Source organism: Sphingorhabdus sp. YGSMI21, from assembly GCF_002776575.1.
Taxonomy (GTDB): Bacteria; Pseudomonadota; Alphaproteobacteria; order Sphingomonadales; family Sphingomonadaceae; genus Parasphingorhabdus.
The window spans coordinates 1,371,444-1,393,262 of sequence record NZ_CP022548.1 but is presented as its reverse complement, the minus strand read 5'-3'; the positions used below and the strand labels follow the sequence as shown (position 1 = coordinate 1,393,262).

The 21,819-nt window shown below is 59.1% G+C and carries 21 protein-coding genes and 2 pseudogenes; 16 read left to right on the top strand and 7 right to left on the bottom strand.

Going from position 1 to position 21,819, the window contains the following annotated elements; all coding sequences use genetic code 11:
- Positions 1 to 16: 16 nt before the first annotated feature.
- Together CHN51_RS06800 and CHN51_RS06795 are read right to left on the bottom strand one after the other, a co-directional pair.
- Positions 17 to 1,663 (bottom strand): long-chain fatty acid--CoA ligase, encoded by a 1,647-nt coding sequence (locus tag CHN51_RS06800; RefSeq protein WP_206170022.1) that lies wholly within the window; start codon positions 1,661 to 1,663, stop codon positions 17 to 19.
- Between the two features lie 108 nt (positions 1,664 to 1,771).
- Positions 1,772 to 2,866: a serine hydrolase domain-containing protein gene (locus CHN51_RS06795; RefSeq protein ID WP_123906265.1), complete on the bottom strand. Its 1,095-nt coding sequence runs from the start codon at positions 2,864 to 2,866 to the stop codon at positions 1,772 to 1,774.
- 67 nt (positions 2,867 to 2,933) lie between these two features.
- On the opposite strand from CHN51_RS06795, the gene CHN51_RS06790 reads away from it, so the two are divergent.
- From CHN51_RS06790 to CHN51_RS06775, 4 genes are all read left to right on the top strand, one after another.
- On the top strand, positions 2,934 to 3,674 hold the full coding sequence (locus tag CHN51_RS06790; protein ID WP_100093345.1) for a GntR family transcriptional regulator: 741 nt from the start codon (positions 2,934 to 2,936) through the stop codon (positions 3,672 to 3,674).
- A gap of 122 nt (positions 3,675 to 3,796) precedes the next feature.
- Complete coding sequence (locus tag CHN51_RS06785) at positions 3,797 to 4,975, top strand: hypothetical protein (RefSeq protein ID WP_123906264.1); 1,179 nt, start codon at positions 3,797 to 3,799, stop codon at positions 4,973 to 4,975.
- A 215-nt stretch (positions 4,976 to 5,190) separates the two neighbouring features.
- Positions 5,191 to 7,323: a TonB-dependent receptor gene (locus CHN51_RS06780; RefSeq protein WP_164089018.1), complete on the top strand. Its 2,133-nt coding sequence runs from the start codon at positions 5,191 to 5,193 to the stop codon at positions 7,321 to 7,323.
- 43 nt (positions 7,324 to 7,366) lie between these two features.
- Entirely contained in the window at positions 7,367 to 8,926 is a 1,560-nt protein-coding gene (locus CHN51_RS06775) for a carboxylesterase family protein (RefSeq protein WP_164089016.1), read from the top strand.
- Positions 8,927 to 9,174: 248 nt separating this feature from the next.
- Here the strand turns inward: CHN51_RS06775 and CHN51_RS20125 are convergent.
- From CHN51_RS20125 to CHN51_RS06745, 5 genes and pseudogenes are all read right to left on the bottom strand, one after another.
- Positions 9,175 to 9,297, bottom strand: a pseudogene (locus CHN51_RS20125) (AlpA family phage regulatory protein); the annotation flags it as partial.
- Positions 9,298 to 9,676: 379 nt separating this feature from the next.
- Positions 9,677 to 10,657: pseudogene (locus tag CHN51_RS20120) on the bottom strand (IS630 family transposase); the annotation flags it as partial.
- A gap of 426 nt (positions 10,658 to 11,083) precedes the next feature.
- Entirely contained in the window at positions 11,084 to 11,332 is a 249-nt protein-coding gene (locus CHN51_RS19510) for a hypothetical protein (protein WP_123906263.1), read from the bottom strand.
- A gap of 67 nt (positions 11,333 to 11,399) precedes the next feature.
- Positions 11,400 to 11,621 (bottom strand): AlpA family transcriptional regulator, encoded by a 222-nt coding sequence (locus tag CHN51_RS06750; protein WP_100093339.1) that lies wholly within the window; start codon positions 11,619 to 11,621, stop codon positions 11,400 to 11,402.
- Positions 11,614 to 12,105 (bottom strand): helix-turn-helix domain-containing protein, encoded by a 492-nt coding sequence (locus CHN51_RS06745; protein ID WP_100093338.1) that lies wholly within the window; start codon positions 12,103 to 12,105, stop codon positions 11,614 to 11,616. The genes CHN51_RS06750 and CHN51_RS06745 overlap by 8 nt, the downstream gene beginning before the upstream one ends.
- A 364-nt stretch (positions 12,106 to 12,469) precedes the next feature.
- Between CHN51_RS06745 and CHN51_RS06740 the strand changes: the two genes are divergently transcribed.
- Genes CHN51_RS06740 through traW form a run of 12 tightly spaced genes read left to right on the top strand, consistent with a single transcriptional unit; the run spans position 12,470 to position 21,796 of the window.
- Positions 12,470 to 12,781, top strand: coding sequence for a hypothetical protein (locus tag CHN51_RS06740; RefSeq protein WP_100093337.1), 312 nt, complete (start codon positions 12,470 to 12,472; stop codon positions 12,779 to 12,781).
- Between the two features lie 28 nt (positions 12,782 to 12,809).
- Positions 12,810 to 13,097, top strand: a complete 288-nt coding sequence (gene traL, locus CHN51_RS06735) for a type IV conjugative transfer system protein TraL (protein WP_100093336.1) — start codon at positions 12,810 to 12,812, stop codon at positions 13,095 to 13,097.
- Between the two features lie 11 nt (positions 13,098 to 13,108).
- On the top strand, positions 13,109 to 13,675 hold the full coding sequence (locus CHN51_RS06730; RefSeq protein WP_100093335.1) for a type IV conjugative transfer system protein TraE: 567 nt from the start codon (positions 13,109 to 13,111) through the stop codon (positions 13,673 to 13,675).
- 5 nt (positions 13,676 to 13,680) lie between these two features.
- Complete coding sequence (locus CHN51_RS06725) at positions 13,681 to 14,496, top strand: type-F conjugative transfer system secretin TraK (RefSeq protein ID WP_100093334.1); 816 nt, start codon at positions 13,681 to 13,683, stop codon at positions 14,494 to 14,496.
- Positions 14,496 to 15,806: a TraB/VirB10 family protein gene (locus CHN51_RS06720; RefSeq protein ID WP_100093333.1), complete on the top strand. Its 1,311-nt coding sequence runs from the start codon at positions 14,496 to 14,498 to the stop codon at positions 15,804 to 15,806. Before CHN51_RS06725 ends, CHN51_RS06720 begins: the two co-directional genes overlap by 1 nt.
- Positions 15,803 to 16,681 carry a DsbC family protein gene (locus CHN51_RS06715; protein WP_100093332.1) on the top strand — a complete coding sequence of 293 codons (879 nt, stop codon included), beginning with the start codon at positions 15,803 to 15,805 and terminating at the stop codon, positions 16,679 to 16,681. The genes CHN51_RS06720 and CHN51_RS06715 overlap by 4 nt, the downstream gene beginning before the upstream one ends.
- Positions 16,681 to 17,295, top strand: coding sequence for a hypothetical protein (locus CHN51_RS06710; protein ID WP_100093331.1), 615 nt, complete (start codon positions 16,681 to 16,683; stop codon positions 17,293 to 17,295). The genes CHN51_RS06715 and CHN51_RS06710 overlap by 1 nt, the downstream gene beginning before the upstream one ends.
- A complete protein-coding gene (gene traC / locus CHN51_RS06705) occupies positions 17,292 to 19,850 on the top strand; it encodes a type IV secretion system protein TraC (RefSeq protein ID WP_100093330.1) in 2,559 nt (852 codons plus the stop codon). The genes CHN51_RS06710 and traC overlap by 4 nt, the downstream gene beginning before the upstream one ends.
- Entirely contained in the window at positions 19,847 to 20,260 is a 414-nt protein-coding gene (locus tag CHN51_RS06700; RefSeq protein WP_240616883.1) for a hypothetical protein, read from the top strand. Before traC ends, CHN51_RS06700 begins: the two co-directional genes overlap by 4 nt.
- A 35-nt stretch (positions 20,261 to 20,295) precedes the next feature.
- The gene (locus tag CHN51_RS06695) at positions 20,296 to 20,643 is read left to right on the top strand and encodes a TrbI F-type domain-containing protein (RefSeq protein WP_240616882.1); all 348 of its coding nucleotides are present in this window, start codon (positions 20,296 to 20,298) and stop codon (positions 20,641 to 20,643) included.
- The gene (locus CHN51_RS06690) at positions 20,640 to 21,167 is read left to right on the top strand and encodes a S26 family signal peptidase (RefSeq protein ID WP_100093329.1); all 528 of its coding nucleotides are present in this window, start codon (positions 20,640 to 20,642) and stop codon (positions 21,165 to 21,167) included. Before CHN51_RS06695 ends, CHN51_RS06690 begins: the two co-directional genes overlap by 4 nt.
- Entirely contained in the window at positions 21,164 to 21,796 is a 633-nt protein-coding gene (traW, locus tag CHN51_RS06685; RefSeq protein WP_100093328.1) for a type-F conjugative transfer system protein TraW, read from the top strand. The genes CHN51_RS06690 and traW overlap by 4 nt, the downstream gene beginning before the upstream one ends.
- Positions 21,797 to 21,819 lie beyond the last annotated feature (23 nt).

The following is a 21,819-nucleotide window of genomic DNA, read 5'->3' as shown; positions in this document are numbered from 1 at the left end:
TGAATGGGCAGCAACCCTATAAAGAACTTGGCTCGCACCGGACGGGCGAATCGAAGTCGCGGTTCCCGTAACTGTTTCGAAGTGCCTTTTTGTCGATCTTGCCCGTCGCGGTCAGCGGGATGCGGGCAAAGACAATTTCGTCCGGCAACCACCATTTCGCTACGCGTGCTGCCAGATAAATGCGGAGATCTTCGCGGGTCGGCGCGCGATCGTCGTGTGGTTCGATCACGAGCAGCGGACGCTCTTCCCATTTGGGATCATGGACGCCGATCACCGCGGCAACCCGCACGCCGGGACAGCCCGCTGCCGCATTTTCCAGGTCGATCGAACTTATCCATTCGCCGCCCGACTTGATGACATCCTTTGCGCGATCAGTGAGCCGAAGGAAGCCAAAGCGGTCGATTGTGCCAATGTCACCAGTTTCGAACCATCCGGCATGGTCTGCCGCTACGGCTCCGGGGTAATAACGGTCGACGACCCAAGCGCCGCGAACCTGCAATGCCCCTGCTTGCTCGCCGTCCCAGGGCAAGGAGTCTCCGGCCTCGTCGACGATACGTAGTTCGATCCCGAACTGCATCCGTCCTTGCCGGGTCAGCAGGACCTCATCGGCAAACTCGGTTCCCTCTGCGGCAAGGGCAGGTGTCGGAGTAGAAATGACCCCGAGCGGGCTTGTCTCGGTCATGCCCCATATCTGGAGAACCGTTACACCATAGCGCTCACGGAAGGTCTCAGCCATCGCGCGTGGCACGGCCGAGCCTCCGATCACCACTCGCTTCAGCTTGCCTACATCCTGCCCACTCGAGGTGATATGCGCGAGGTACATTGTCCAGATCGTCGGCACGCCGCACGAGAACGTCACCCCTTCGTCGCAAATGAGCCGCGCCAGGCTTGGCCCATCCATGCGATCACAGGGCAGAACCAGCTTGCAGCCGTTGATGCCTGCGGCATAGGGCAACCCCCACGCCGTGGCGTGATACATCGACGAGCAGGGCAGAATCACATCGAAAGCGCCGAAGCCGAAGGCGCTGCTCAACCCCGCGGCCATCGCGTGCAGGACGATCGAGCGATGGCTGTAGAGAATCCCCTTGGGATCACCGGTCGTCCCGGAGGTATAGCAAAGCACTGCGGCAGTGTTCTCGTCGAAGCAGGGCCAGTCGAAATTGCCGCTATGCCCGGCAATCAGATTCTCATAGCCGACACACGACAGCGCATCGGGCGCTTCGGCAGCAGCCGTGCCGAGCAGGATAAAATGCTCGATCCTGGCCAGCAAAGGTTTAAGTCGTTCGACCAGAGGAAAGAGATTGGCGTCGAAGAGCAAAATGCGGCTTCCCGCGTGACCAATGGTGAATGCGATCTGCTCGTCGCTTAGCCGGGGGTTCGCTGTGTGGAGCACCGCGCCCATGCCAGGCACGGCATAGAAAAGCTCAAGGTGCCGATGGGTGTTCCACGCGAGTGACGATATACGGTCGCCGGCTTCGATCCCGAGTACGGTCAGCGCTTGCGCGGCCTGCCGTGCGCGCCGGTCGCAGGACCGCCAATCAAATCGCCATGCGGGCTCGTTGACCAGTTCAGAAACAATCTCGCGGTTACCATGGGCTCGCGCGGCGTGCTCGAGAATGGCGCTAATCTGAAGCGGCCTTTCCTGCATCAAGCCCATCAGCATAACAGTCTTCCCATGTAGAGCGCGGTCCACTCTTTGCCAACTCCGAGGTCACCCTGCATCCGCGTCGCATGCCCGGCAAAAAAATCCTGCATCAGCTTCCCGAAGGTCCTATTGGACTAAAATCAGAGACAGGAAATGCCGATCGGACCACTCGCTCTTCCTGCCGGCGAGCAGCGCACTCAGATCTAGGCGAGCCTGCCTCACTATCGTCAGCCCACGCGACGGAATGACGTAAAGCCGCTGGTCGCCCGCACCAGCCGCAACCACCATATCTGGCGGCAGGTCAGCATTGGGATCCGTGATGTCGGTGGAAGCCGTCACCGCATCCCTAGACGGCGTTGTTCGTGGAAGCCACCAAGTCAGGCCATACGCAGGGTTGGCGCGGGTCCCTTCAAACAGCGCGGCAAATGTGCCGGGATCGACCAACTGCGCTCCTCGGCTCTTGCCGCCGCCGCGAACGAACTCGCCGATTTTTGCCCATTGCCCTGCGCTAATCGTCACACCCTGGGGCATCAGTGGGTTGCCGTCTGGTCCGTTGCGCCACTTTGCAACGGTCACGCCGATCGGACCGAGTATACGCCGTTCCAGATAACGGCGTGGATCGGGATCCTGTCCCGCAGCTTCGAGCTTGCGACGCATGATCTCGCCGAAAATCTGTAACGGGGCTGGTCCATACTGGAAGCGTGATCCTGGTTGGGCAGTAAGCGCAATCTTCAGCGACGCCGCATAACTCTGAGGGTGCCCTACGGCTGAGGGTTGGCCGCTGGTCATCGACAGGAGATGGTGCAAGGTGATCGCGTTTTTCGGCGGGTCGCTTTCCCACTCGGTGATAGTTTCCGCCGCGCGCTCGTCCAGATTGAGCAGACCATCCTGAGCGGCCGCTGCTGCCATCAAGCCAACGAGGCTCTTGGTGCCGGACCAAAGTTCATGTGGCTCGGTTGTTTGCGAAGAGGCGCACAGGACGAGCCCGTTCTTGAGAACAAGCACCGCAACGCCCCTGTTTTCATCGGAATAGGCGATCGCTTTCGTGCAGGTTGCCTGTGTTGGGGCGCCTGCTTGTGCTTCAGTTGCCCCCATCAACGTTGCGAAGGCAGTCGCGGCAATCCATAGCTTGTGCACGCTGAGATATCTCCATTCCGATACTTGTCTTTTGCAGTTATTATCGATAATAACTGATTCCGCAATCAATAATTGATTCCGCAATAATCGAATCCTCGCGCGCGCCGACAAATGGAGCGCGTCGCGAGCGAAGAAAGCCGAATGGAAAGAAATGGCCGCGACGAAGACGAACGACGAGAGCGCGCCGACTCAGGACCAGGTGATTGCACGCCTCTTGACGGACGACATCGTCGAATGGCGGATCCCTCCGGGTTCCTGGTTACGGGAAAGGGAAATCGCTGCGCGGTTCGGTGTGAGTCACGCGCCCGTGCGCGAGGCGTTCCGCCATCTCGCACGAATCGGCCTCGTCAAGGTGGTGCCATGGCGTGGTACCTACGTAATCGAAATCGACGAACACGCAGCGAACGAGGTCTATGAGCTGTGGAAATCACTGTTCGGCGTCGTTTGCCGCCTTGCGGCGGCCGAAATGACCGATCGCGACGGACGCGAACTCATGCTCCGGCTCGTCGAATACAAGGATGTAACCCAGCGCACCGGGGACACCTTCGAGCATATAAAGATCTCTAACCGCATCGGCCGATTCATCGCCAAGCGCAGCAATGCACCCCTTGCGCTCGAGTTGCTTGACCGAGTCGCTCTTCTTGCCCGCTGGCAGCACAATGTCTATACCGACAGCTACATTGAGACGCATGGCAACAAGGCGGCGATGCGATCGGCAGTGCTTTATGAGGAGCTTTGTCGGCACATCATCGCGCGCAGCGGCGATGCCGCCGATGCGACCGCACGCGACCTGATAGGCGTGACGCAAGACAGCTTCGGACGGGCACTTGAGGAATATAAGACGCGGCACAAGAAACCCAAGCCGGGGCGCCGCCGCGCGAAGGCGACGTGAGCCGGTGTCCGACCGACCGCCGCACGCTCCTTAAAGTGGGACTCGCGGTCCCGCTAACATTGCAAGCCGAATCTGCTGCGGCGGATTCCAGCGAAGGAAGCGTATTCGGCGCCGAGCGCTTAATGGCGGATATCAGAGTCTACGCCCAGGCGGGTAACAAGCAATCCGGTGGCTCGGGTGATGCCTGGACTGCGGACTGGACGCGGAAACGATTGGCCCACGCCGGATTGAAGGTCGAGTTGCAGTCGTTCGATGTGCCATGGTTCGAGCCCTCGCACTGCGTAATTACCTTTGGCCATCTCAAGGTGCCTCTCGTGGTACAGCCGCTGGCCGTCGAAACGGGCGCGGCAGGACTGGATGGGCCGCTCCGCCTCTCTGAATTTGACGGCCCGCTTAACGGGACGATCGCCGTGGTGCGCTTGCCCTACCGTCGCTGGTCGAGCCTAGCCGACCACGATGCTCGCGAGCCACTCGCCGACGCGCTGACTCGCGGCGCGAGCGCGGTAATTCTCGTGACCACCGGTCCTACGGGCGAAGCGCTGCTGCTTAATACTCCTGCCGACCGATTCGTTTCGGAGCGGCCGCTCGCCTTGCTGGCGCCGCGCCTTGCTGGCCCCGTGATCGAGGCCGCGCGTCATGGTGTTGCGGCCAACTTGATACTCCGTGACCAAGGTGGCACTCGCACTGCGCACAATGTCATCGGGCGCCTCATTCGCCCGAGGCGCCCCTGGCTCGTCGTTTCGACGCCACGCTCCGGCTGGACAGACTGCGTGGGCGAGCGGGGCCCCGGCATTGCGATCTGGCTCGCGCTCTCAGAGTGGATGCCGCGCGCGTTCCCGCAGCACAGCCTGCTGTTCTTATGTAACAGCGGGCATGAATACGAGAATCTCGGTGCCGGCCAAATCATCAGAAACGTCGGCCCTCCGCCCCGCGAAACCGATTTCTGGTTACATCTCGGCGCAAATGCCGCAGGGCGCGATTATCACGAAACGCCGGGGCGCTTGCTGCCACTGCCGAGCGCCGATCCCTATCGCTTCATATTGACGTCGCCCGAATTTGTCGCGCGTGCGCGCGAGACATTCAAGGGGCAACCAGGAATAGAAATGGCCTATCCTTCGGCTGAAGGCACAGCGGGCGAACTTTCCGAAGTGATCAAGGCCGGCTACTCGCGTCATGCCGGCATCTTTGGTGCGCACCGTCATCACCACGCTGCAACCGATGATTTATCGACCGTTACACCTGACCCCCTCGCTGCAACGGCGCGGGGCTTCCGCGACCTGTTGACCGCTATCGTCCCATAAGCAGCTGGATCGGGGCACTGCCGTGCTGCGCGTTTCGGACTTGACTTGCGCGCGATTTTGTACAATATTATCGATAATAATTACTATAAAAAGGGAGAGACTTTATGAAGCGCAAGGCGCATTTTTTTTTCTGCGCGTCCGCCATTTGGGTAGCGGCAAGTCCAAACGCATTCGCCCAGGATCGACCGGCCGAAGCTCTCCCTGCGGAGGAGGCGATGGTGGCTGGGGATGACGGCACGATCGTCGTTACCGCGCGGCGTCGTGAAGAGCGGCTCGCGGATGTTCCCACGGCAGCCTCGGTAATCGACAGCGCCTCACTCGCAGATCGCGGTGGCGCGACCGGCACCGGCGAACTGCTCGCGGATCAGCCCAGCGTCCGGTTCAACAATCTGAACTCGTCGATCACGTCCGAGATTTCCATCCGTGCATCGTCGACCGCTCGGGCGACTAACGGAGATCCGAGCGTCGGCCTCTATCGCAATGGTGCCTATATCGCGGGCGGCGCCGTGGGTGGCAGAAACTTTACGCGCCTCGACCTCCTCGACATTGGCCGAGTCGAAGTGCTGCGCGGGACGCAGGGTGCACTTTACGGTCGGAACGCGGTTGGCGGTGCGATCAACATCATCTCGGCCGAGCCGGAATTCGATGTCTCAGGCTGGGCAAGTGCCCGCTATGGTTTCGAGAACGAAAACCTGCAGCTTCAGGGTGCGGCGAATGTCCCGCTCGCCGAGGGGCTAGCGGTTCGGCTCAGCGCGGACTTTGTCGAGCAGGACAAGGGTTTCTTCTACAATCCCGGCAACGATGTCTATTTCGATCAGCAAAAAGGGCACGGACTTCGTGGCCAGCTGCGCCTCAAGCGCGGCCCCGTCGACGCCATCTTCATGGCCGAGACGCAACGGCTGACCACGCCTGCGATCCATTATCAAATATCCATTCCAGCCGGCACGCCGGGCTTTCCAGGAGGCTACACCCAAGATCGCTTCAGCTATCCCTGGAGCACACCGCCGCGGGCGAGCCAGGACGTAGATGGGCTGCAGGCGATTTTCCGTATCGATCTAGGCGGCGCGGATCTCACGTCGACGACTTCGTTCCGCAAGCGTCATTCAGAGTATGACCTCGACAATGACGCGGTGAGTTCGGCCGAGCTCGCGCGCGCGCGGGCGGCGGGCCAGATCGGTGCGTTGATCCCCATCGATCCCAGCGCTTCGTCCTTCGTGGTCGATACCACCGACAATTTCACGCTGGACATTCACGTCAGCGGATCAAGCGACCGTCTGACCTGGCTTGTCGGTGCCGATCTGCTGCTGCTCGACAGTGACTTTTCGGTGACCACAACTCGTACGCAAACGCTTGCCAATTCCTCGCCCGGCAATATCGCTCCCGCGCGGCTCCATTTCGAGAGCTATGCGGCCTATGGTTCGCTCGGCTTCGACCTTACCGAAAGCCTCAACCTCACTGGCGAGCTTCGTTACACCCGCGACAGCCGGAGCATCACAGCCCGCCTCTACGATCTCGCGACGGGACTCCCAACGGGGGGGGCCGCGCGGATCATCGACGATAGCATCAGCGCCGACAATATCTCCTACAATGCGACGCTTTCGCAGAAGGTTACGGCAGATGTTCTCGCATACGGCAAGGTCGGGAGCAGTTACCGCGCCGGTGGTTTCAACACGCGACTATCCGACCCTCGCGCACCGAGTCCGGTACAGGTCCTGTTCGGTAACGAGAGCAGCACATCCTATGAATTCGGCATCAAGGGCACTCCGATCCGCCGCGGCTATTTCGCAATCGCAGGCTACTACACCGTGCTCGACGATCTGATCGCACAGGTCGACGATGGCTGCGCGCTGACCAATGCGGCCTGTCCGGTCGCCGCGGTCGCCTTTCTCACCAACGCCGGTGATGCAAAAAGCTGGGGCATCGAGGCCGAATACAGCCAGGGCTTCGACCTCGGCGAGGGTTCGGGACGCCTTGCGCTCAGCGGCTCGCGCCAAGGCGGCGAGGTCAAAAGCGGCCGCTTTGATGGTCTCGACCTTGCGCAGGTCCCCGACTGGCTCGCCTCGGCTAACCTCAATCTGCGCTATCCGGTGGGCAAAGATGTCGCCCTGACGAGCAATGTCCTTGTCAGCGGGCAATGGGGGGGCAAGCAGGAACTCACGGCAACCTCGGTCGATCTCGACGATTATGTCCTCGTCAATCTCAGGGCCGGAGTCGAGTTCGGCGATTTCAGCCTGTCCGCCTTCGCCAACAATGTGTTCAACAAAATCTACTTCGTCGCTCAGGCACCGACGATCAACCGCTACAGCCAGCCGCGCGTTATCGGGATCGAAGGTCGTGTCAAATTCTGATCCGCTCCGGGCCACGCGAAGTAACAGGAAAACGGATCTCGAAATGAAGCCAACGTTTAGATCTCCGATTTTTATCATTATTTCTGCACTTTTTTCACTGACGACCGCAAGCGCGGCCGCGCGGGCTGCGGACGTACCGCACGCAACTAGCGAGCAGGGACGTTTAGCCGGAGCAACTGACGGTCTTGTCGAGCGATTCCTGAACATTCCTTACGCGGCCGCGCCAACTGGTCCCTTGCGCTGGCGTGCGCCCCAGGCTGCGCCAGGCTGGCGAGGCGTTCGCGATGCCTCGGTCATCGGTCCGGCATGTCCGCAGACAGTACGTCCGCCGCTGATTGCGGGCGGCATCGCCGAAAAGCAATCGGAGGACTGTCTCCAGCTCAATATCTGGCGGCCGAAAGGTGCCCGCGACCTTCCGGTAATGGTCTGGATGCACGGGGGCGCGCATGTGATTGGGTCGGGTACCTTCCCTGTGTTTGACGGGTCGGCCTTCGCCCAGCAAGGCGTCATTCTGGTTACAATAAATTATCGTCTCGGCCCGCTCGGCTATTTTGCCCATCCCGCATTGACGGCGGCATCTCCGCAAGAGGAGGCGATCGGAAATTATGGGCTGATGGACCAGCTGGCTACGCTACGTTGGGTCCAGGCGAACATCGCTTCATTCGGCGGTGACCCGCAGCAGGTCACACTGTTCGGCGAATCCGCCGGCGCGATCGCACTCTCGACAATTCTTGCGAATCGCGAGGCCAAAGGACTTTTCGCACGCGCGATAGTCCAGTCTGGGGTCGGACTCACCGACCTTCGGATCCTTGCCGATGAGGAAAAGCGGGGATTGGCTTTTGCGGAAAGTGCTGGGGCACTAGCTTCGGCCAGCGCGGATGACTTGCGCGCTCTGCCGGTCGCGGCGCTGGTGGCGGCAGGTAAAACCCGTGCGCCGGGTGCGATGATTGGCCCCTTCATCGATGGAAAGCTGGTGCGCGAATCGCCATGGCGGACAATGGCGCGTGCCGAACCGGTGGATGTCCCGCTAATGGTCGGGGCGAACAGTAACGAGGCAAGCGTAATCCTTGCGATGGGGGTACCGCCCGCCGCTGCACTTGCTTTTCTGGGGGAAGATACCGGCGTCGGTCGCGCAGCGTATGGCGCGGGGCTCGCGGACGACGAACTGGCTCGCCAGGTTTTGGGTGATGCCTGGTTCGTGGCCCCGGCACGGTGGCTTGCTGGGCGAACGCAGCACGGCGCACCAAGTTATCTCTATCATTTCGACTATGTCGCCGAAGGGCGCCGCGACCGGGTGCAGGGTGCGGCGCACGGGTCCGAAATTCCTTACGTTTTCGGCACGCTCGATTATCTCGCGTCGCTTACCGGATCCGTAAGCGCCGCCGACCGCCGCTTCAGCGCCGAGTTGTCCTCCTGCTGGGTGGCCTTTGCAAAGAGCGGGGTGCCGCGTTGTTCGCTCACGCCCGACTGGCCACGATATGACGCAGCCACGGACCACCTTGCCCTACTCGCGACGACGACCCATGTCGTGTCGAAATTTCGTAAGCCACAGCTCGATCATTTGCTGAAGGTTCACGCAGAGCAAGCTCGAGCCGTTCATTAGGCTTCACACGAGTGTCTCGCGAAAGTGATACCCAGATGTTTCTTGCCGACCCTTGCACACGAGCAGGGAGAATCTGCGCCAGGCGAATGGGTGAAGTCGGCGCGTTGACGAGGGTCGGCTTCTGCGGACAGCGTATAGATTGAAGCCAATCGACCGCCGCAGGCCCGACCGTCGAGTCCACCGCATACGCATGATGCGGGCCGCCTTGGTTGAGTTCGCAGCACGCTGGCAGCCGAGCTCGTCGATGATCATTCCAGTCTGACGGAAATCCAGCGCTCGATCTCATCTTCCGCCCACGCCACGACATACCCTCCAAGCTGGGCCGGTTTCAGGAACTTGCCCTCCGACATCCAGCGATAGATGATCGAGCGCCCAAGACCGACGCTATTCTACACCTCTTTCAGCCGGATGAGCCGAGTCTTGCGTCGTGGCTGATTCGCCACCCGATCATCTTCCTCACCCATGAGAGCCTCCGTGCGTAAACGCCTCGCCGAGAAGAGCATCCCTGCGCTCGAGCTCATCGATGTGGTCGGACAGGAGCCGGGCAACACGGTGCACTGTGCCTTTGGCCCAATGCGGTCTCACATCGTGGACCTGGTTGCCAAGAACACGTTCGAGTGCAGCCGGCAGCTCGCCGGTGAAGTCCTCGAAGAACTGTACGAGATCCGATTGCAGCCCGGCAATTGCATGATCGCCGCTGCTAACCATGAACAGCAGGATATGGGCCTGCGGTGTAACGCCGCTCGCAGCATGGTCCACGATATTGTCGTGGGAGGTAAACACCCGATTGGATAGCCAGTTGTCGCGCATTGAACTGCCAGATATTCTCGACCGGGTTGAGTTCAGGGCATTTGGCCGGGAGCGCAATGATGCTGATATTGCCGGGCACATCCAGCTTGTCGGTCATATGCCAATCGGCCTGATCCATCAGTACGACAGCGTGAGCGCCGGGGGCGATGGCGAGCGCTATCTCGGCCAGATGGAGCGTCATGGTTTGGGTATTGCAGAAGGGCAGCACCAGCCCTGCGCCCTTGCCGTGCTCCGGGCAGATCGCGCCGAAGATATAGGCCGATTTCGTCCGCTGGTCTTTGGGTGCCGAGGGCCGCGTCCCTCGTCTGGCCCAGCGCCGCGTGATCTTGTTCTTCTGCCCGATCCGCGCTTCGTCCTGGAACCATATCTCTATTGGCGTGCCCTTCGGGAGAGCTCTTCTGACCTTTGCCAGCTCGGCGGCAAAGCCCCCATTTTAAACGCCTCCAAGGCAAGTTCGTTCTGGGCGTGGTGGCGAGGCCGTGCCGTCAGCTTGACATAGCCCAGTCTCTTCAGCTCACGCCCCACGGTCGTTACATCAAGCGAGACCGCAAATTCGTCATAAAGCCACCGAACCAGGTCGATCAGCCGCCAGCGAACGACGCCATTGATCGCCGGGATCGGACCGCGCTCGACCGTTTCAACAAGCGCTCGGCGCTGAGCATCATTGAGCAGCGACTGTCTTCCCGGTGCCTTGCCATCGAGCAGGCCGCCCGGACCCCTAGCGTTGAAGCGGACCACCCAGTCACGCACGATCTGCAAGCTCACCCCGCCGATCCGCGCCGCCGATGTCCGGCTACCGCCGTCGTAAATTTCGGCCAATGCCAAAAGCCGCCGGGCCTGGTTCGCGCTTTTCGACTTCCGCGCCAGTTGCCTCAAGGCAGTGCCGTCAAAATCATCACGCAAGCTAATCGCTGTTCCCATGTCACGTCCTCAAAATGAAGGACGCCATAGATTCAGACTTTCGACCGTTTGGCATTCACAAATGTGAGTCAGCCTCAGCGCAACTTGGTATTAGAACCGACCAAAATACACATTTTCAAAGCACAAATTGGGTCTCTTCGCCCGAACACAGATAGCCTACCATATTGTCAATTTGGGAAGCACAAACTCTATGCAAATAAACGCATCAATAATCGGCAGATTGCGCCGCAGATACGAAGTTGAGGTCGCGAACAATACCGGTTCCGCGGCGTGGCGGGTCGAAGCACACAGCTATCTAACTGATGGACCCTGCTGAAATAAGTTGTGACAGAACAAGCAGGACGTCCGTCGGCAAAATAGCATGAAGTGAACGGCTATTGCCGCGCAGATAAATCGACGAAAGAAGAGTTTTGAGCGGATCACCGTTCACAATATCGCTTGCAAAACTGCGCTGGCTGCCAAAGGACATAGTGATGGACTTGCAATGATGCCGTTTAAATTTTCCGGTATATTTTCAATTGTGGCTTTTATATTGAGATGGAATGAATCCCTAAATTCAAGCCCAACGTTCTGTGATGCGCTATATGCGACCTCGACCTCATCGATTTTGGCAACGAGATATAGATGTTGAGTTTGTTTCGCAGCTTTCAGAGCACCATAGCGCCATCTTAGCATGCACATCTGCCATGCACAGCATCTGTGCTACTGAGAAAACTATCCAACTGAAGAGAAAAGGTCCAGATCAGACGGGAGTTGCAATCCGCTGCGCGATCCATTCATCGATCTCTTGCTCAAGCCAGGCAACAGCGTGACCGCCAAGCTGATAGGGTTTGGGGAATCGCTCCTCACTCATCCACCGGTAGATAGTTGAGCGCCCAAGGCCGACGCGTTTCTGGACTTCCGATAATCTGATGAGCCGCGCGACTGGGGGGCGTTCCTGCGTCTGGGTAGATGACTCAGGCATCGGCGCGGCTCTCCGATCCTGCATATATATCGCCAAGGAGTACGTCCTTGCGCTCCAGCTCTTCGATATGATCGGACAAAAGCCGCGCCAGACGCTGCGCCGTGCCTTTGGCCCAGCGCGGTTTTACGTCCTGGATCTGATTTCCCAATATGCGTTCCAGCGCGCTAGGTAGCTCGCAGAAAAGCTCTTCAAAGAATAGAGAGATATCTGTGTGAAGCCAATCTGATGAACGTTCGCCGCCAGCGACCAGAAACAATATAAGATGCGCATGCGGCGATGCACCGGACGCGCGCATGATCCGCAAAGCTTCAGCCAAAGTTGCTGAGCGCGTGCCATCCAATATGCGGCGCAGCGCATCCTTATGTATGCCTGCAGCCTTGCCGATGTCCGTGCGGGTCCGGCCGCTATTGTCCGCAGCCGCAAGCAACAATGCCGCCAAATCACCGCGCACGTTATGTTCGGCCAGCATCTCCATTTCTACCATTGCTTTGAATCCTTTCGAATTTTGAAAACCGACTCAGCAAATAGGCCAAGAGGAAAACTGTAGGAAAACAAAAAGAACATATAAGGAACATATAGGAAGAATCGAATCATATGATCAGAGAGATTCGCGCAGGTTCCGGCAGGCAAATCGCGATAGCCGTCGCGCCTTACGCAAATCGCGGCAAGATGAGCGCAATCTGGCATCCCATCTGCGCAGAAGTCTGCCGCCATATGCCCTATTGTCGGTTTTTGCTTGGATAACTTCCAAAAATCGCACGTCCTGTTTTCCTACAGACCAGATCTTATTCCAGAAAGAACATACAGCGAACGAACAGTCGCTGCCCGTTTAACATCTGGAGTACGCCATGACACAAACCTTGCCCAAGACCCGTCGCCGGATCGCTGACTATATCATTCCCGCAAGCGTCGCCCTTGCCTGTGCGGGCGCTGCTTATGCAGGCGCTGATACCACTTTTGATCCTGCTCTCGCCAAATTTACCGATTTTCTCGAAGGCTCGGGCGGCAAAATCATCACCGTCCTTAGCCTTGCAGCTGGCCTGATTGGTCTTGCTTCGGGCCGATTTTCCCTTGGCCAGATTGCAGTGCCGGTTGGCGTCGGCATCGGTGTCGGCACCGGTGTTCCCATCGTTACCTCGGTCGTGACCGCGGTCATCTGAGCCTGAGCGAAGAATAGGAGGGCGGCACATGGCTGACAGATATCTTATCCCCAGACGATTGGATGATCCTGAACTTATTGGTCTTTGGACCATCGATGAGTTTGCCGGAATTCTGATTCCCTTTGCTTGGGGCATATTGGCCCAGCATGTCTTTATCGGCATCACGCTTTCCTGCGTCTCCTGGTTTGCTTTGCGGAAGTCAAAATCGGGCGGGAAAGCAGCGCGGCTTATTCATGCTGTCTATTGGTATCTGCCAGCCAGTTTTCTTGGCCTCAAAGCCACGCCGCCCTCCTGTCACCGTCGTCTGGCCGGTTGAGGAGATAGAGAATGCGCGCTCAATTTGCCCACGAACAGGCCCAGTCCTATTTGCGCCAGCGCAATCGCCTTGCGGTGCTGGCAAGCGTCACCGGTCTCGCTGCTATCATCCTGTCCGGTTTTGCGATGACAAAAGCGCGCGAGGTCGTGCTGGTCCCTGTCACCGCGCAGCAAATGAGCGTCTCGAGCGCAGGCGTTTCAGCCGCCTATCTCGAACTGGTGACCCGCGACACCGCGTTGATGCTGCTCAACCGCTCGCCGCAAAGCCTCGACTATTGGATGGATGAAATTCTCAAAATTGCCGATCCGGCCGCGCATGGCCGTCTCAAAGCCGAACTGGTCAAAATTGTCGAAGAACAGCGCGGCTCCGATGTCAGCCAGTCATTCATCATCCGGGGGCTCACCGTCGATCCGGCTACCCTGGTCTCGACTGCAACCGGAACGCTCAAGACCTTTGTCGGCGCGCAGGTGATTGCGAGCGAGGCTCGCTCCTTTGAATTTCGCTGGTCGCAGCGCGGCCTGAGCCTCGCGCTCACCGGTTTCCGCCGTCTCCCCCAAGATGAATCGAACAAGGACTGATCTGCATGAGCCTTTTTGCTTACCTTTCCACGGCTGCGCTAGCGGGCACCGGCCTTGGCCTGTTCAGCCTTGGCGCTACGCGCAGACCCGATACCGGCTTCAAGCCGCTGGGAATTGCAATCCTGGCATTTGCTCTGACCGCGGCGCCTGCCCATGCCGACCAGTTTGTCGAGGCTGCGGACAACGCCCAGATTGATTGCCTGCTCTCGCGCGGCGAGCTCACCCGCATTGCGCTGGTCGATGACGGCTTTGCCAATGTGTCCAAAATGGCGAGCGGCTATCCCTATAATGATTTCAGCGTCACCCATGAGCCGGTGCGCGGCGATATCTATATCTCGGTTCCCGTCCAATATGCCTCGGACAAGGTCAGCTTCTTTGCGACCTCGAAGGCAGGCTATGTTTATAAATTTGCCTGTCGCGCAGAAATGGCGGGTGCAAGTCAGATATTTATCAGCAATCCCGCGCTCGCAAAAAGCGAAGCCAGAGACTGGGAAGAAGAAACAGGGCCTGAGAACGCTACGATCCGGCTCATTGAAGCCATGGCGACAGACGCCGTTCTGCCCGGCTTTACCGCCATGCAGAAAATCGACCGTCCCAAAGTTATCGGCGGCCTCGAAGTCCAGCTGATCGCGCAATATGACGGCGCGCAGCTATCCGGCCAGCATTTCCTGATCCGCAACAAAAGCGCGCAGACGCTCGATCTCACGCGCGAGCGCGATGCGCCCGCAGGCGCGCTCGCCTTTGCCTATGGAGCCGATCGTCTTGGTCCCGGTCAGAGCGCCAGCGCCTTCCTTGTCTTTGCCAAAGGAGGCATCAACTGATGGACAAGCAGCCAGATAATCAGGCAGCCGAAACGCCGCCGGAAGCGCAGCGTCAAAACGCCCGCCGCAGTCTCAACCACCAAATTGCACGGCGTCAGAAACTGCTGCTCGGCGGTATCGGCGCGCTTGCTCTGATCGGCGGCAGCTGGATCATATTTAGCGGCGATGATGCGGGCAACAGCGGCACTACAGGCGCAGTAACCATCGATACCGGCGGGCTCGTCAACCGCGATCTCGCTAGCCGCGAATTCGTAGCAAGCTATGGCAATCGCCTCGACGCGCTGGCGCGCGAGCAAAAGTCGCTCAAGGACGCACAATTGCCGCGCCCGGCCATCGAACAGGAACTCAATGCGCTGCGTCAGGAAAACGCGCAGATGCGCAGCGACGGGCAGGCCGCGATCGATGCCATTTCGGCGGAAAATGCATCGCTCAAAAGTGAACTCCAAAAAACAGCAGCTGCGCCTCCGGTTTTACCGCCGCAGCCCGACTTTGGTCCCGGTAGCGCCGGAACGAGAACAACCGCTCCCGGAACACCGGGCGCGCAAGCCCACGCTGCTGAGGGCGACAGCAAGGTAAGCCTGCTCAGCTTTTCAGACAGCGCGCCCACTAAAGAAAGCAAAGCGGCAACGAGCACGCCTGTATCGCCATTGCTGCTCGAAGACAGCCCGGAATATCTGCCGCCCAACAGCTATGCGCCGGCACGGGTAATTGTCGGTGTCGACGCATCCACCGGCGTTGCCAGCCAGAGCGATCCGCTTCCCGTGGTGCTGCGTATTACAGGACCTGCCCGCTCGGTGATGAGAAGGGGTAAGCTGCTCACCACCGACATAACCGGATGCCTTGTCAACGGTGCCGCACGCGGCGATCTTTCAGCAGAGAAGGTCTATGTCAAACTGGCACGAATGACCTGCGCGCAGCCGGGCGGCCGCTATGCGGTAAGCGAGGTCAAAGGCTTTATCAGCTTTGCCGGAAAATCGGGCGTGCGCGGACGCATCGTCAGCCGCGAGGGTAGTCTTGTCAGCCAGGCACTGCTGGCCGGTATTGTCGGCGGCTTCGGGCGCGGTTTCTCGGCCAATGCCAATGGCATCTTTGCCGGCAACATCGGCGAGGATGGCAAGCGCAGCAGCCTGTCGGGTGCCGACATAATTACCGGCGGCCTCGGCCAGGGCGCGGGCGATGCCGCCGATACCGTATCCAAATATCTCATCGAGAGAGCGGAACAATATCAACCCGTCGTCGAGATGCCGACCGGCATTTCGGTCGAGATCGTCTTCCTCGACGGCGTCCACGTGAGGAGCACAAAAAAATGAACAATGCCGATTTTTCTACCCAAAAACGATGCCTGAAGACCACGGCATTGGCAGCCATACTCGCTGTCGCCAGCGCGGGACTCGTCACCGCCTCGGCCATCGCAGCGGTCACGGGCGTGAACGGGTTTACTGATAGCGGAAAAAGCCAGGTTGTCGCCGCGCTCAAATTGCGGCTTCCCAAAACGCCCATCACCAGCCTTGGCTGCGAAGGCTTTGGCGGGCTATGCGAAGTGGTGTCGGGCAAGGCGCTCTTCTATATCGATGAGCGCGCGCGATATCTGTTTGTCGGACGTCTGTACGATATGGAAACGCGCGCTGATCTGACGGCGGCCAAATTACTGGCTATCAATCCCGACCTGCTGGCGGCAGGTACGGCTTCCGCCAGCCAGAAAATAAATGCCGGGCGGCCAACGGCCAATGCTGCGCCGCAAAAGGTCAATCTTGAAGGTCTGCCGAAAAATGGAGCGATATTCTGGGGCAATCCCAATGGCCCCAAGGTCATCGTCTTCTCGGATTTCCAGTGCAGCTATTGCAAGCGGCTCACAGAAGAACTGAAAAAGGCGCGCGTCCGGGTCGAGGAACGGCCGATTTCAATCTTCGGCGCACAGAGCCGGGCCATTGCCGAAAGCGTGATCTGCGCTGCTAACAAGGCGGTAGCCCTCCACCGCGCCTATGCCGGAGGGCAAACGGATGGACGCAGCTCCTGCGATACCAGCGGTCTTGATGCCAATGAAGGTTTTGCGCGTAGACAAGGTTTTTCCGGAACGCCGGTGATGGTCCGCGCATCTGATGGCGCCGTTCTGCAAGGCTATCGCAGCGCTCCGGAAATACGGACGTTTCTAAGCGCATCCGCAGCACAAGGAGGAGCGCGCTGATGGCCAAGCCTCTCACCTATTCGGCGCTCGCATCAGCGATACTTGTACTCAGCGGCTGCGCCAGTCTTGGCGGCAATATCAGCGGCAGCTTTGATTGCCGCGCGCCTGGCGGAACCTGCGCGCCAACTTCGGCGATTGATGCCGAGGCGACCGGGCAAGGGGTTTCAATACTGGCAGCCCCGTCAGGAGCAGCCATGACTTCTGGCTCCACTGGCCGGATGCTCAGGGTCGTACTCGCAGCTTACCGGGATGCTGAAGGCCGGATGCACGAAGCGCGCGTGGTCCATGTCGCGCTGCCCGAGGCAGCCAGCGCCAAATATCAGGCTCCCAGAAGTACGGCCGATATTGGCAAAGCGATCGCGCGCGGCATTGGTAGCCAAGACAACCAAAATCAAAAGCACAGCAAGCAGGAGCATGAAGGCGAAGCTCCTGCTGCCAATCCTTTTCCCTTGCCGGACGCGCTGGTTTCCCCCTCGCCAGTGCCAATGGCAGATCCCGGCGTCCTCCCGCCGGGACCAGAGGGGTCCGGCGTGATTGCTCCCCTGCATGACCGGGCCCCTCAACTTATTCGCCCGCAAAGCATCGACATGCCCGAAGCGGAATTGCAGCCATGACCCTGTCGCTCGCAAAAGCGCGAAGCGCGCTCCTGACCGGTCTGTTTTCTGATACGGCCAGCCCCGATGCGCCGCGCCCGCATCTGGCCATCGATATGCTCTCGAACTGGCTCCCCTACCGGGCGTTCGACGAAGGAACGCGGCTCTATTGCAATGCGCGATCGAAAGGCTTCATCCTTGATGTGACGCCGCTCATCGGCGCGGACGAACGCAGCGGCGAGATATTGGCGCAATTCTTCTCCGAAGGCATGCCGCAAGGCAGTAGTCTGCAAATACTCAATTTTGCCTCCCCCAGAATAGCCCATATTGTCGGACCCTGGTTTGCCCGCCGCTATGAACAGGGCGGCATCTATGAAGCGATCGCCCGCGCGCGCACCGACCGGCTCTATGATCTTGTCTGGAAATCCGGCTCGGCGCACGCGCCTTTTCATGCCCGCGCGACCCGGCTGGTGATATCTCTGGGCGTGCCAAACCTGAGCAGCACCGGGGACAGCGAACTGGTCCAGTGCCGCGAAGGGCTGATCGGCATGCTGCAATCCCTGGGACTTGGCGCGCGGGAAATGGAGCCCGCAGAGCTTTTGGGGCTGATTGATGATCTGACCTCACCCACCAGTGCGCGCGACGCAGAGCCTTCCAGCTGGAATCCGCTCGACCCGATTGCCGACCAGGCGATCCGCCGCGATATTGAACTGGAGGTGGAAGACGACCGCCTGATCTTGCGGACCGAGAGATTTAGAAATCTTGGCCGCGATAGCGAAGGCAGCCCGCAGATTGGCGAGGTCTATCCCGACCGCTTTGATCTGCGCCATTATGGGGTCCGCGCGATGCCCGAACGCTGGAGTCCATGGGAATGCGCGCGGCTGATCGGCGATATGTTCACCGACAAGCTGCGATTTCCTTGTCCAGTGGCAACGATGCTTTGCCTGCAATATCCCGATCAGGAGGCGGCCTCGGCCAAAGCAGGCTATAAGTTCATGCGCACAACCAGCCTCAGCCAATCGAAGAGTGCGCGCTTTTTGCCGCGCCTTGCCGAGCAGTCTGCCGAATGGAGCCATGTCCAGGCAGAATTGCAGGCTGGCAAAAGACTGGTCAAACTTTTCTATGGCCTCACCAGCTATTCGCCATTGGGCCAGGGCGACGCCCATGAGCGCACGGTCAAGGCGGTCTATAAAGCCGCCGGCTGGGATCTGACCGACGAGCGATTTCTGCAATTACAGGGCCTGATCGCATCCTTCCCGTTAAGCCTAGCCGATGGTCTGGGCGATGACATGCAGCGGCTCAAGCGGTTCCGGACCATGCTCTCGACGACGGCCGCGCATATTGCGCCGATGCAGGGCGAGTTTCTGGGCGGCAATATCCCTCATTTGTTGCTGGTTGGACGGCGCGGTCAGCCCTTCTGGTGGTCGCCGTTTGAAAATGACGCAGGCAACCATAATATCGCGATTTGCGGCAAATCGGGTTCGGGAAAATCGGTGCTGCTGCAAGAGCTATGCGCCGCTTTACGCGGTGCAGGCGCAAAAGTGGTGGTGATCGATGATGGCCGCTCGTTTGAGCATTCGGTCAAATTGCAGGGCGGGCGCTTTGTCGAGTTTACCCTCAAATCAGGCTTTTCGCTCAACCCCTTTTCGATGGTCGACGATGCCCGCGCGGTGGATGACGAGGATTATAGGCTCGATTGTTTTGCCATGATCAAGGCGATCATCGCGCAGATGGCGCGGCACAGCGAAGCGCCGAGCGATGTTGAGCACGGCCTGATTGACCAGGCGGTGACCAAAGTCTGGGAAAGTCTTGGCAGCGGGGCGAGCATTGATGATGTGGCCCGCACGCTCGTTGCGACAGCCAACCCGATTGCCGAAAATCTCGCTCTATCGATTGCGCCTTATTTGGAAGGCGGAAGCTATGGCGGCTTTTTCACCGGGCCTGCCAGCTTTGCGCTTGACGATGACTTCACCGTTTTTGAGATGTCGGATCTCGCAAGCCGCGAGGATCTCAGAAGCGTAGTTCTGTCCGCCATCATGTTCATGACCAGCCAGTCGATGACGCGCGGGGTCAGAAGCACCAAGAAAATGCTGCTGATCGATGAAGCATGGAGCATGCTGCGCGGCGGCTCGATGGGCGAATTTGTCGAGACCTATGCGCGCACGGCGCGCAAATATGGCGGCGCACTGGCGACAGCAACCCAGTCGCTCAATGATTATTATAAATCGGATGGCGCGCGCGCTGCGCTTGAAAATAGCGACTGGATGCTGGTCTTGCAGCAGAAAGCCGAGACGATAGCCGATTTTCGCAAGAATGACCGGCTCGATATGGATGACCGGACCGAAACGCTGATCCGCAGCCTAAAACGCTCGGGCACCGAATATAGCGAAGTCTTTATCAAGGGCCCGGACACGCAGGCCATCGGCCGACTCGTTCTCGATCCCTTTTCAGCCACGGTCTATTCCTCCTCGCCCGATGTTTATGCGGCGATCGAACAGGCACAGATGAACGGCCGGAGCCTGGCCGACGCTATTGCCCATGTCGCAGCTCAGATAGCTGCGCAGGGAGCAGCATGATGCGTCGTGCCATGCACACACCCGCCATCCCGCAGGTCAGCAGAGAACCAGTGGCAAGGCCGGGCAAAGCGCCGTCCATCCCGATAAAAGACCTGATACAGGGAAGCTGCTTCCTGTTCCTGGAAACCACGCGCCTTGCCGTCTCCACCATCCTCATCGTTCTGGGACTGCCGCTGTTTGTCTTTCTGTTTCTGGTGGGATGGGATTTGGGGCTGCTCTTCACCCAGCTTGGCAATCTGGCGGTCCATTATCACAGCGCAGAACCCGGCCAGCGCTTGCTGTTTTCTACAGATCTCAAAATCGCCTTCATCGCAGCTACGGGCGCGCTGCTTCTCGCCCGCATGCCGCGCTTTTTCCGAACGCTTGCCGAAGCCTTTCCTGACAAAAGTGACGGAGAACCCGCCCAATGACCGATCAAACGGAAACATTCCAAAGGAAATCTTTTTTGCCGCGGCTTCTCCTTCTGCTCGGCTGCATCGCCCTCCTGCTCTGGGCCGGATGGGTGAGCCGCATGATATTGCAGCCGCAAAAACCCGAGATCGCCACCGTTCGGCTTGCCGAGACAATAGGAAAATTTGTCGAAGCAGAGGCGCGCGGCTCAGGAGATCCGGAAACAGCCAAAGCCAATATTGGCGTTTTTCTAAGCGCCAGCGAGCAGGCTGTTCAGGATATGGGCCAGGGTGGCCGGATCATCCTGGTCGCCGAAGCTGTGCTCGCAGGAGACGCACCCGATGCAACGGTGGAACTTGAACGCCGGATTGCCGCACGCCTCAAAGCGGGAGACGGCAGATGACAATCAAGTCCTTATCCACAAAAGCGCACCGACGCATCAAGCGCATCGCTATTTTAACCGCGCTCGCCTCCTTGCCCTTTGCTGCGCAGCCATTCGAAGACTTTCGCCAAAGTCATGCCTTTTTGCTCAATGCCAGCCCAAGCTTGCCAAACTGGGCCTTCTGGCTCGACAAGCACATGCCGATCAAACGCGGCGGGCTGATCTTTTTCGAACCCAGGCCGTCCACAATTCTCAGCGCCCAGTTTGGCAGCAGTCCGCAGCTCTTTGGCAAATATGAACTCGGCATGCCTGGTGATATTGTGACCCACAAGGGCAAGGATGTTCTGATCAACGGAAAATTCGTTGCCCGAACAAAATCTGAAACCCGCCTGGGTCTGAAGCTTACCAAAGGTCCTGCAGGCGCAATACCTGATGGCTGCTATTATGCCGGAAGCGCTCATAAAGATGGCTTTGACAGCCGCTACGCTGACATCGGCTTTGTCTGCGGCGCCCAGATATTGGGCAGCGGGAGGGCAATCCTGTGAAGACAGCTGCTGCCATCATTGCTGCATTTTTCCTTTGCGCAGGCCAGGCGCAGGCCCGGGATTACGGCCAGCAAGGATCGGTTTTTCCGGTGATAGAGCGCGATCTGCTCGAACAGATCCAGACGCGCCTTATCTCGATGCAAAAGAGCGGAGAGATGGACCGGCGCAATGCCGAACTTAAGCGTCGCACATTGGCGAGGGTAGAACGACCCGAAGCGGTAACGGGTCTCGCAAACGCCCGGAGGGGCCGAAGCTGGCAGTTTGATCCGACCATCACGCTTGCCGATGACATATTTGGCGCCAATGGCGAACGCATTTGGACGCGCGGCGCGCGGGTCAATCCACTCGACAGTGTAAAACTCAGATCGCCACTGCTCTTTCTCGATGGAGATAATCCAGCGCAGCTTAAATGGGCGCTCGGGCAAAAAGACAGTGCCAAGCTGATTCTGACCAAGGGTGCGCCGCTGGCGCTAATGCGCGCGGAGCAACGGCGCTTTTACTTCGATCAGGGCGGCAGGCTCGTCCGGCATTTTGGCATCAAAGCGCTGCCAGCGCGTGTGCGCCAGAACGGAAGGCTTCTCGAAATCAGCGAGATCGCGCTCTTGCCCGATCAGAGGTCAGCGCCATGATAAAAGACATAGGCTTATATCGC

Excerpts from the sequence above, each read along its gene's own strand:
- CHN51_RS06800 (WP_206170022.1), bottom strand. The coding sequence starts at position 1,663 with ATGCTGATGGGCTTGATGCAGGAAAGGCCGCTTCAGATTAGCGCCATT.
- CHN51_RS06790 (WP_100093345.1), top strand. The coding sequence starts at position 2,934 with ATGGCCGCGACGAAGACGAACGACGAGAGCGCGCCGACTCAGGACCAG.
- CHN51_RS06785 (WP_123906264.1), top strand. The coding sequence starts at position 3,797 with ATGGCGGATATCAGAGTCTACGCCCAGGCGGGTAACAAGCAATCCGGT.
- CHN51_RS06780 (WP_164089018.1), top strand. The coding sequence starts at position 5,191 with ATGGTGGCTGGGGATGACGGCACGATCGTCGTTACCGCGCGGCGTCGT.
- CHN51_RS06775 (WP_164089016.1), top strand. The coding sequence starts at position 7,367 with ATGAAGCCAACGTTTAGATCTCCGATTTTTATCATTATTTCTGCACTT.
- CHN51_RS19510 (WP_123906263.1), bottom strand. The coding sequence starts at position 11,332 with ATGCTAAGATGGCGCTATGGTGCTCTGAAAGCTGCGAAACAAACTCAA.
- CHN51_RS06750 (WP_100093339.1), bottom strand. The coding sequence starts at position 11,621 with ATGCCTGAGTCATCTACCCAGACGCAGGAACGCCCCCCAGTCGCGCGG.
- CHN51_RS06745 (WP_100093338.1), bottom strand. The coding sequence starts at position 12,105 with ATGGTAGAAATGGAGATGCTGGCCGAACATAACGTGCGCGGTGATTTG.
- CHN51_RS06740 (WP_100093337.1), top strand. The coding sequence starts at position 12,470 with ATGACACAAACCTTGCCCAAGACCCGTCGCCGGATCGCTGACTATATC.
- traL (WP_100093336.1), top strand. The coding sequence starts at position 12,810 with ATGGCTGACAGATATCTTATCCCCAGACGATTGGATGATCCTGAACTT.
- CHN51_RS06730 (WP_100093335.1), top strand. The coding sequence starts at position 13,109 with ATGCGCGCTCAATTTGCCCACGAACAGGCCCAGTCCTATTTGCGCCAG.
- CHN51_RS06725 (WP_100093334.1), top strand. The coding sequence starts at position 13,681 with ATGAGCCTTTTTGCTTACCTTTCCACGGCTGCGCTAGCGGGCACCGGC.
- CHN51_RS06720 (WP_100093333.1), top strand. The coding sequence starts at position 14,496 with ATGGACAAGCAGCCAGATAATCAGGCAGCCGAAACGCCGCCGGAAGCG.
- CHN51_RS06715 (WP_100093332.1), top strand. The coding sequence starts at position 15,803 with ATGAACAATGCCGATTTTTCTACCCAAAAACGATGCCTGAAGACCACG.
- CHN51_RS06710 (WP_100093331.1), top strand. The coding sequence starts at position 16,681 with ATGGCCAAGCCTCTCACCTATTCGGCGCTCGCATCAGCGATACTTGTA.
- traC (WP_100093330.1), top strand. The coding sequence starts at position 17,292 with ATGACCCTGTCGCTCGCAAAAGCGCGAAGCGCGCTCCTGACCGGTCTG.
- CHN51_RS06700 (WP_240616883.1), top strand. The coding sequence starts at position 19,847 with ATGATGCGTCGTGCCATGCACACACCCGCCATCCCGCAGGTCAGCAGA.
- CHN51_RS06690 (WP_100093329.1), top strand. The coding sequence starts at position 20,640 with ATGACAATCAAGTCCTTATCCACAAAAGCGCACCGACGCATCAAGCGC.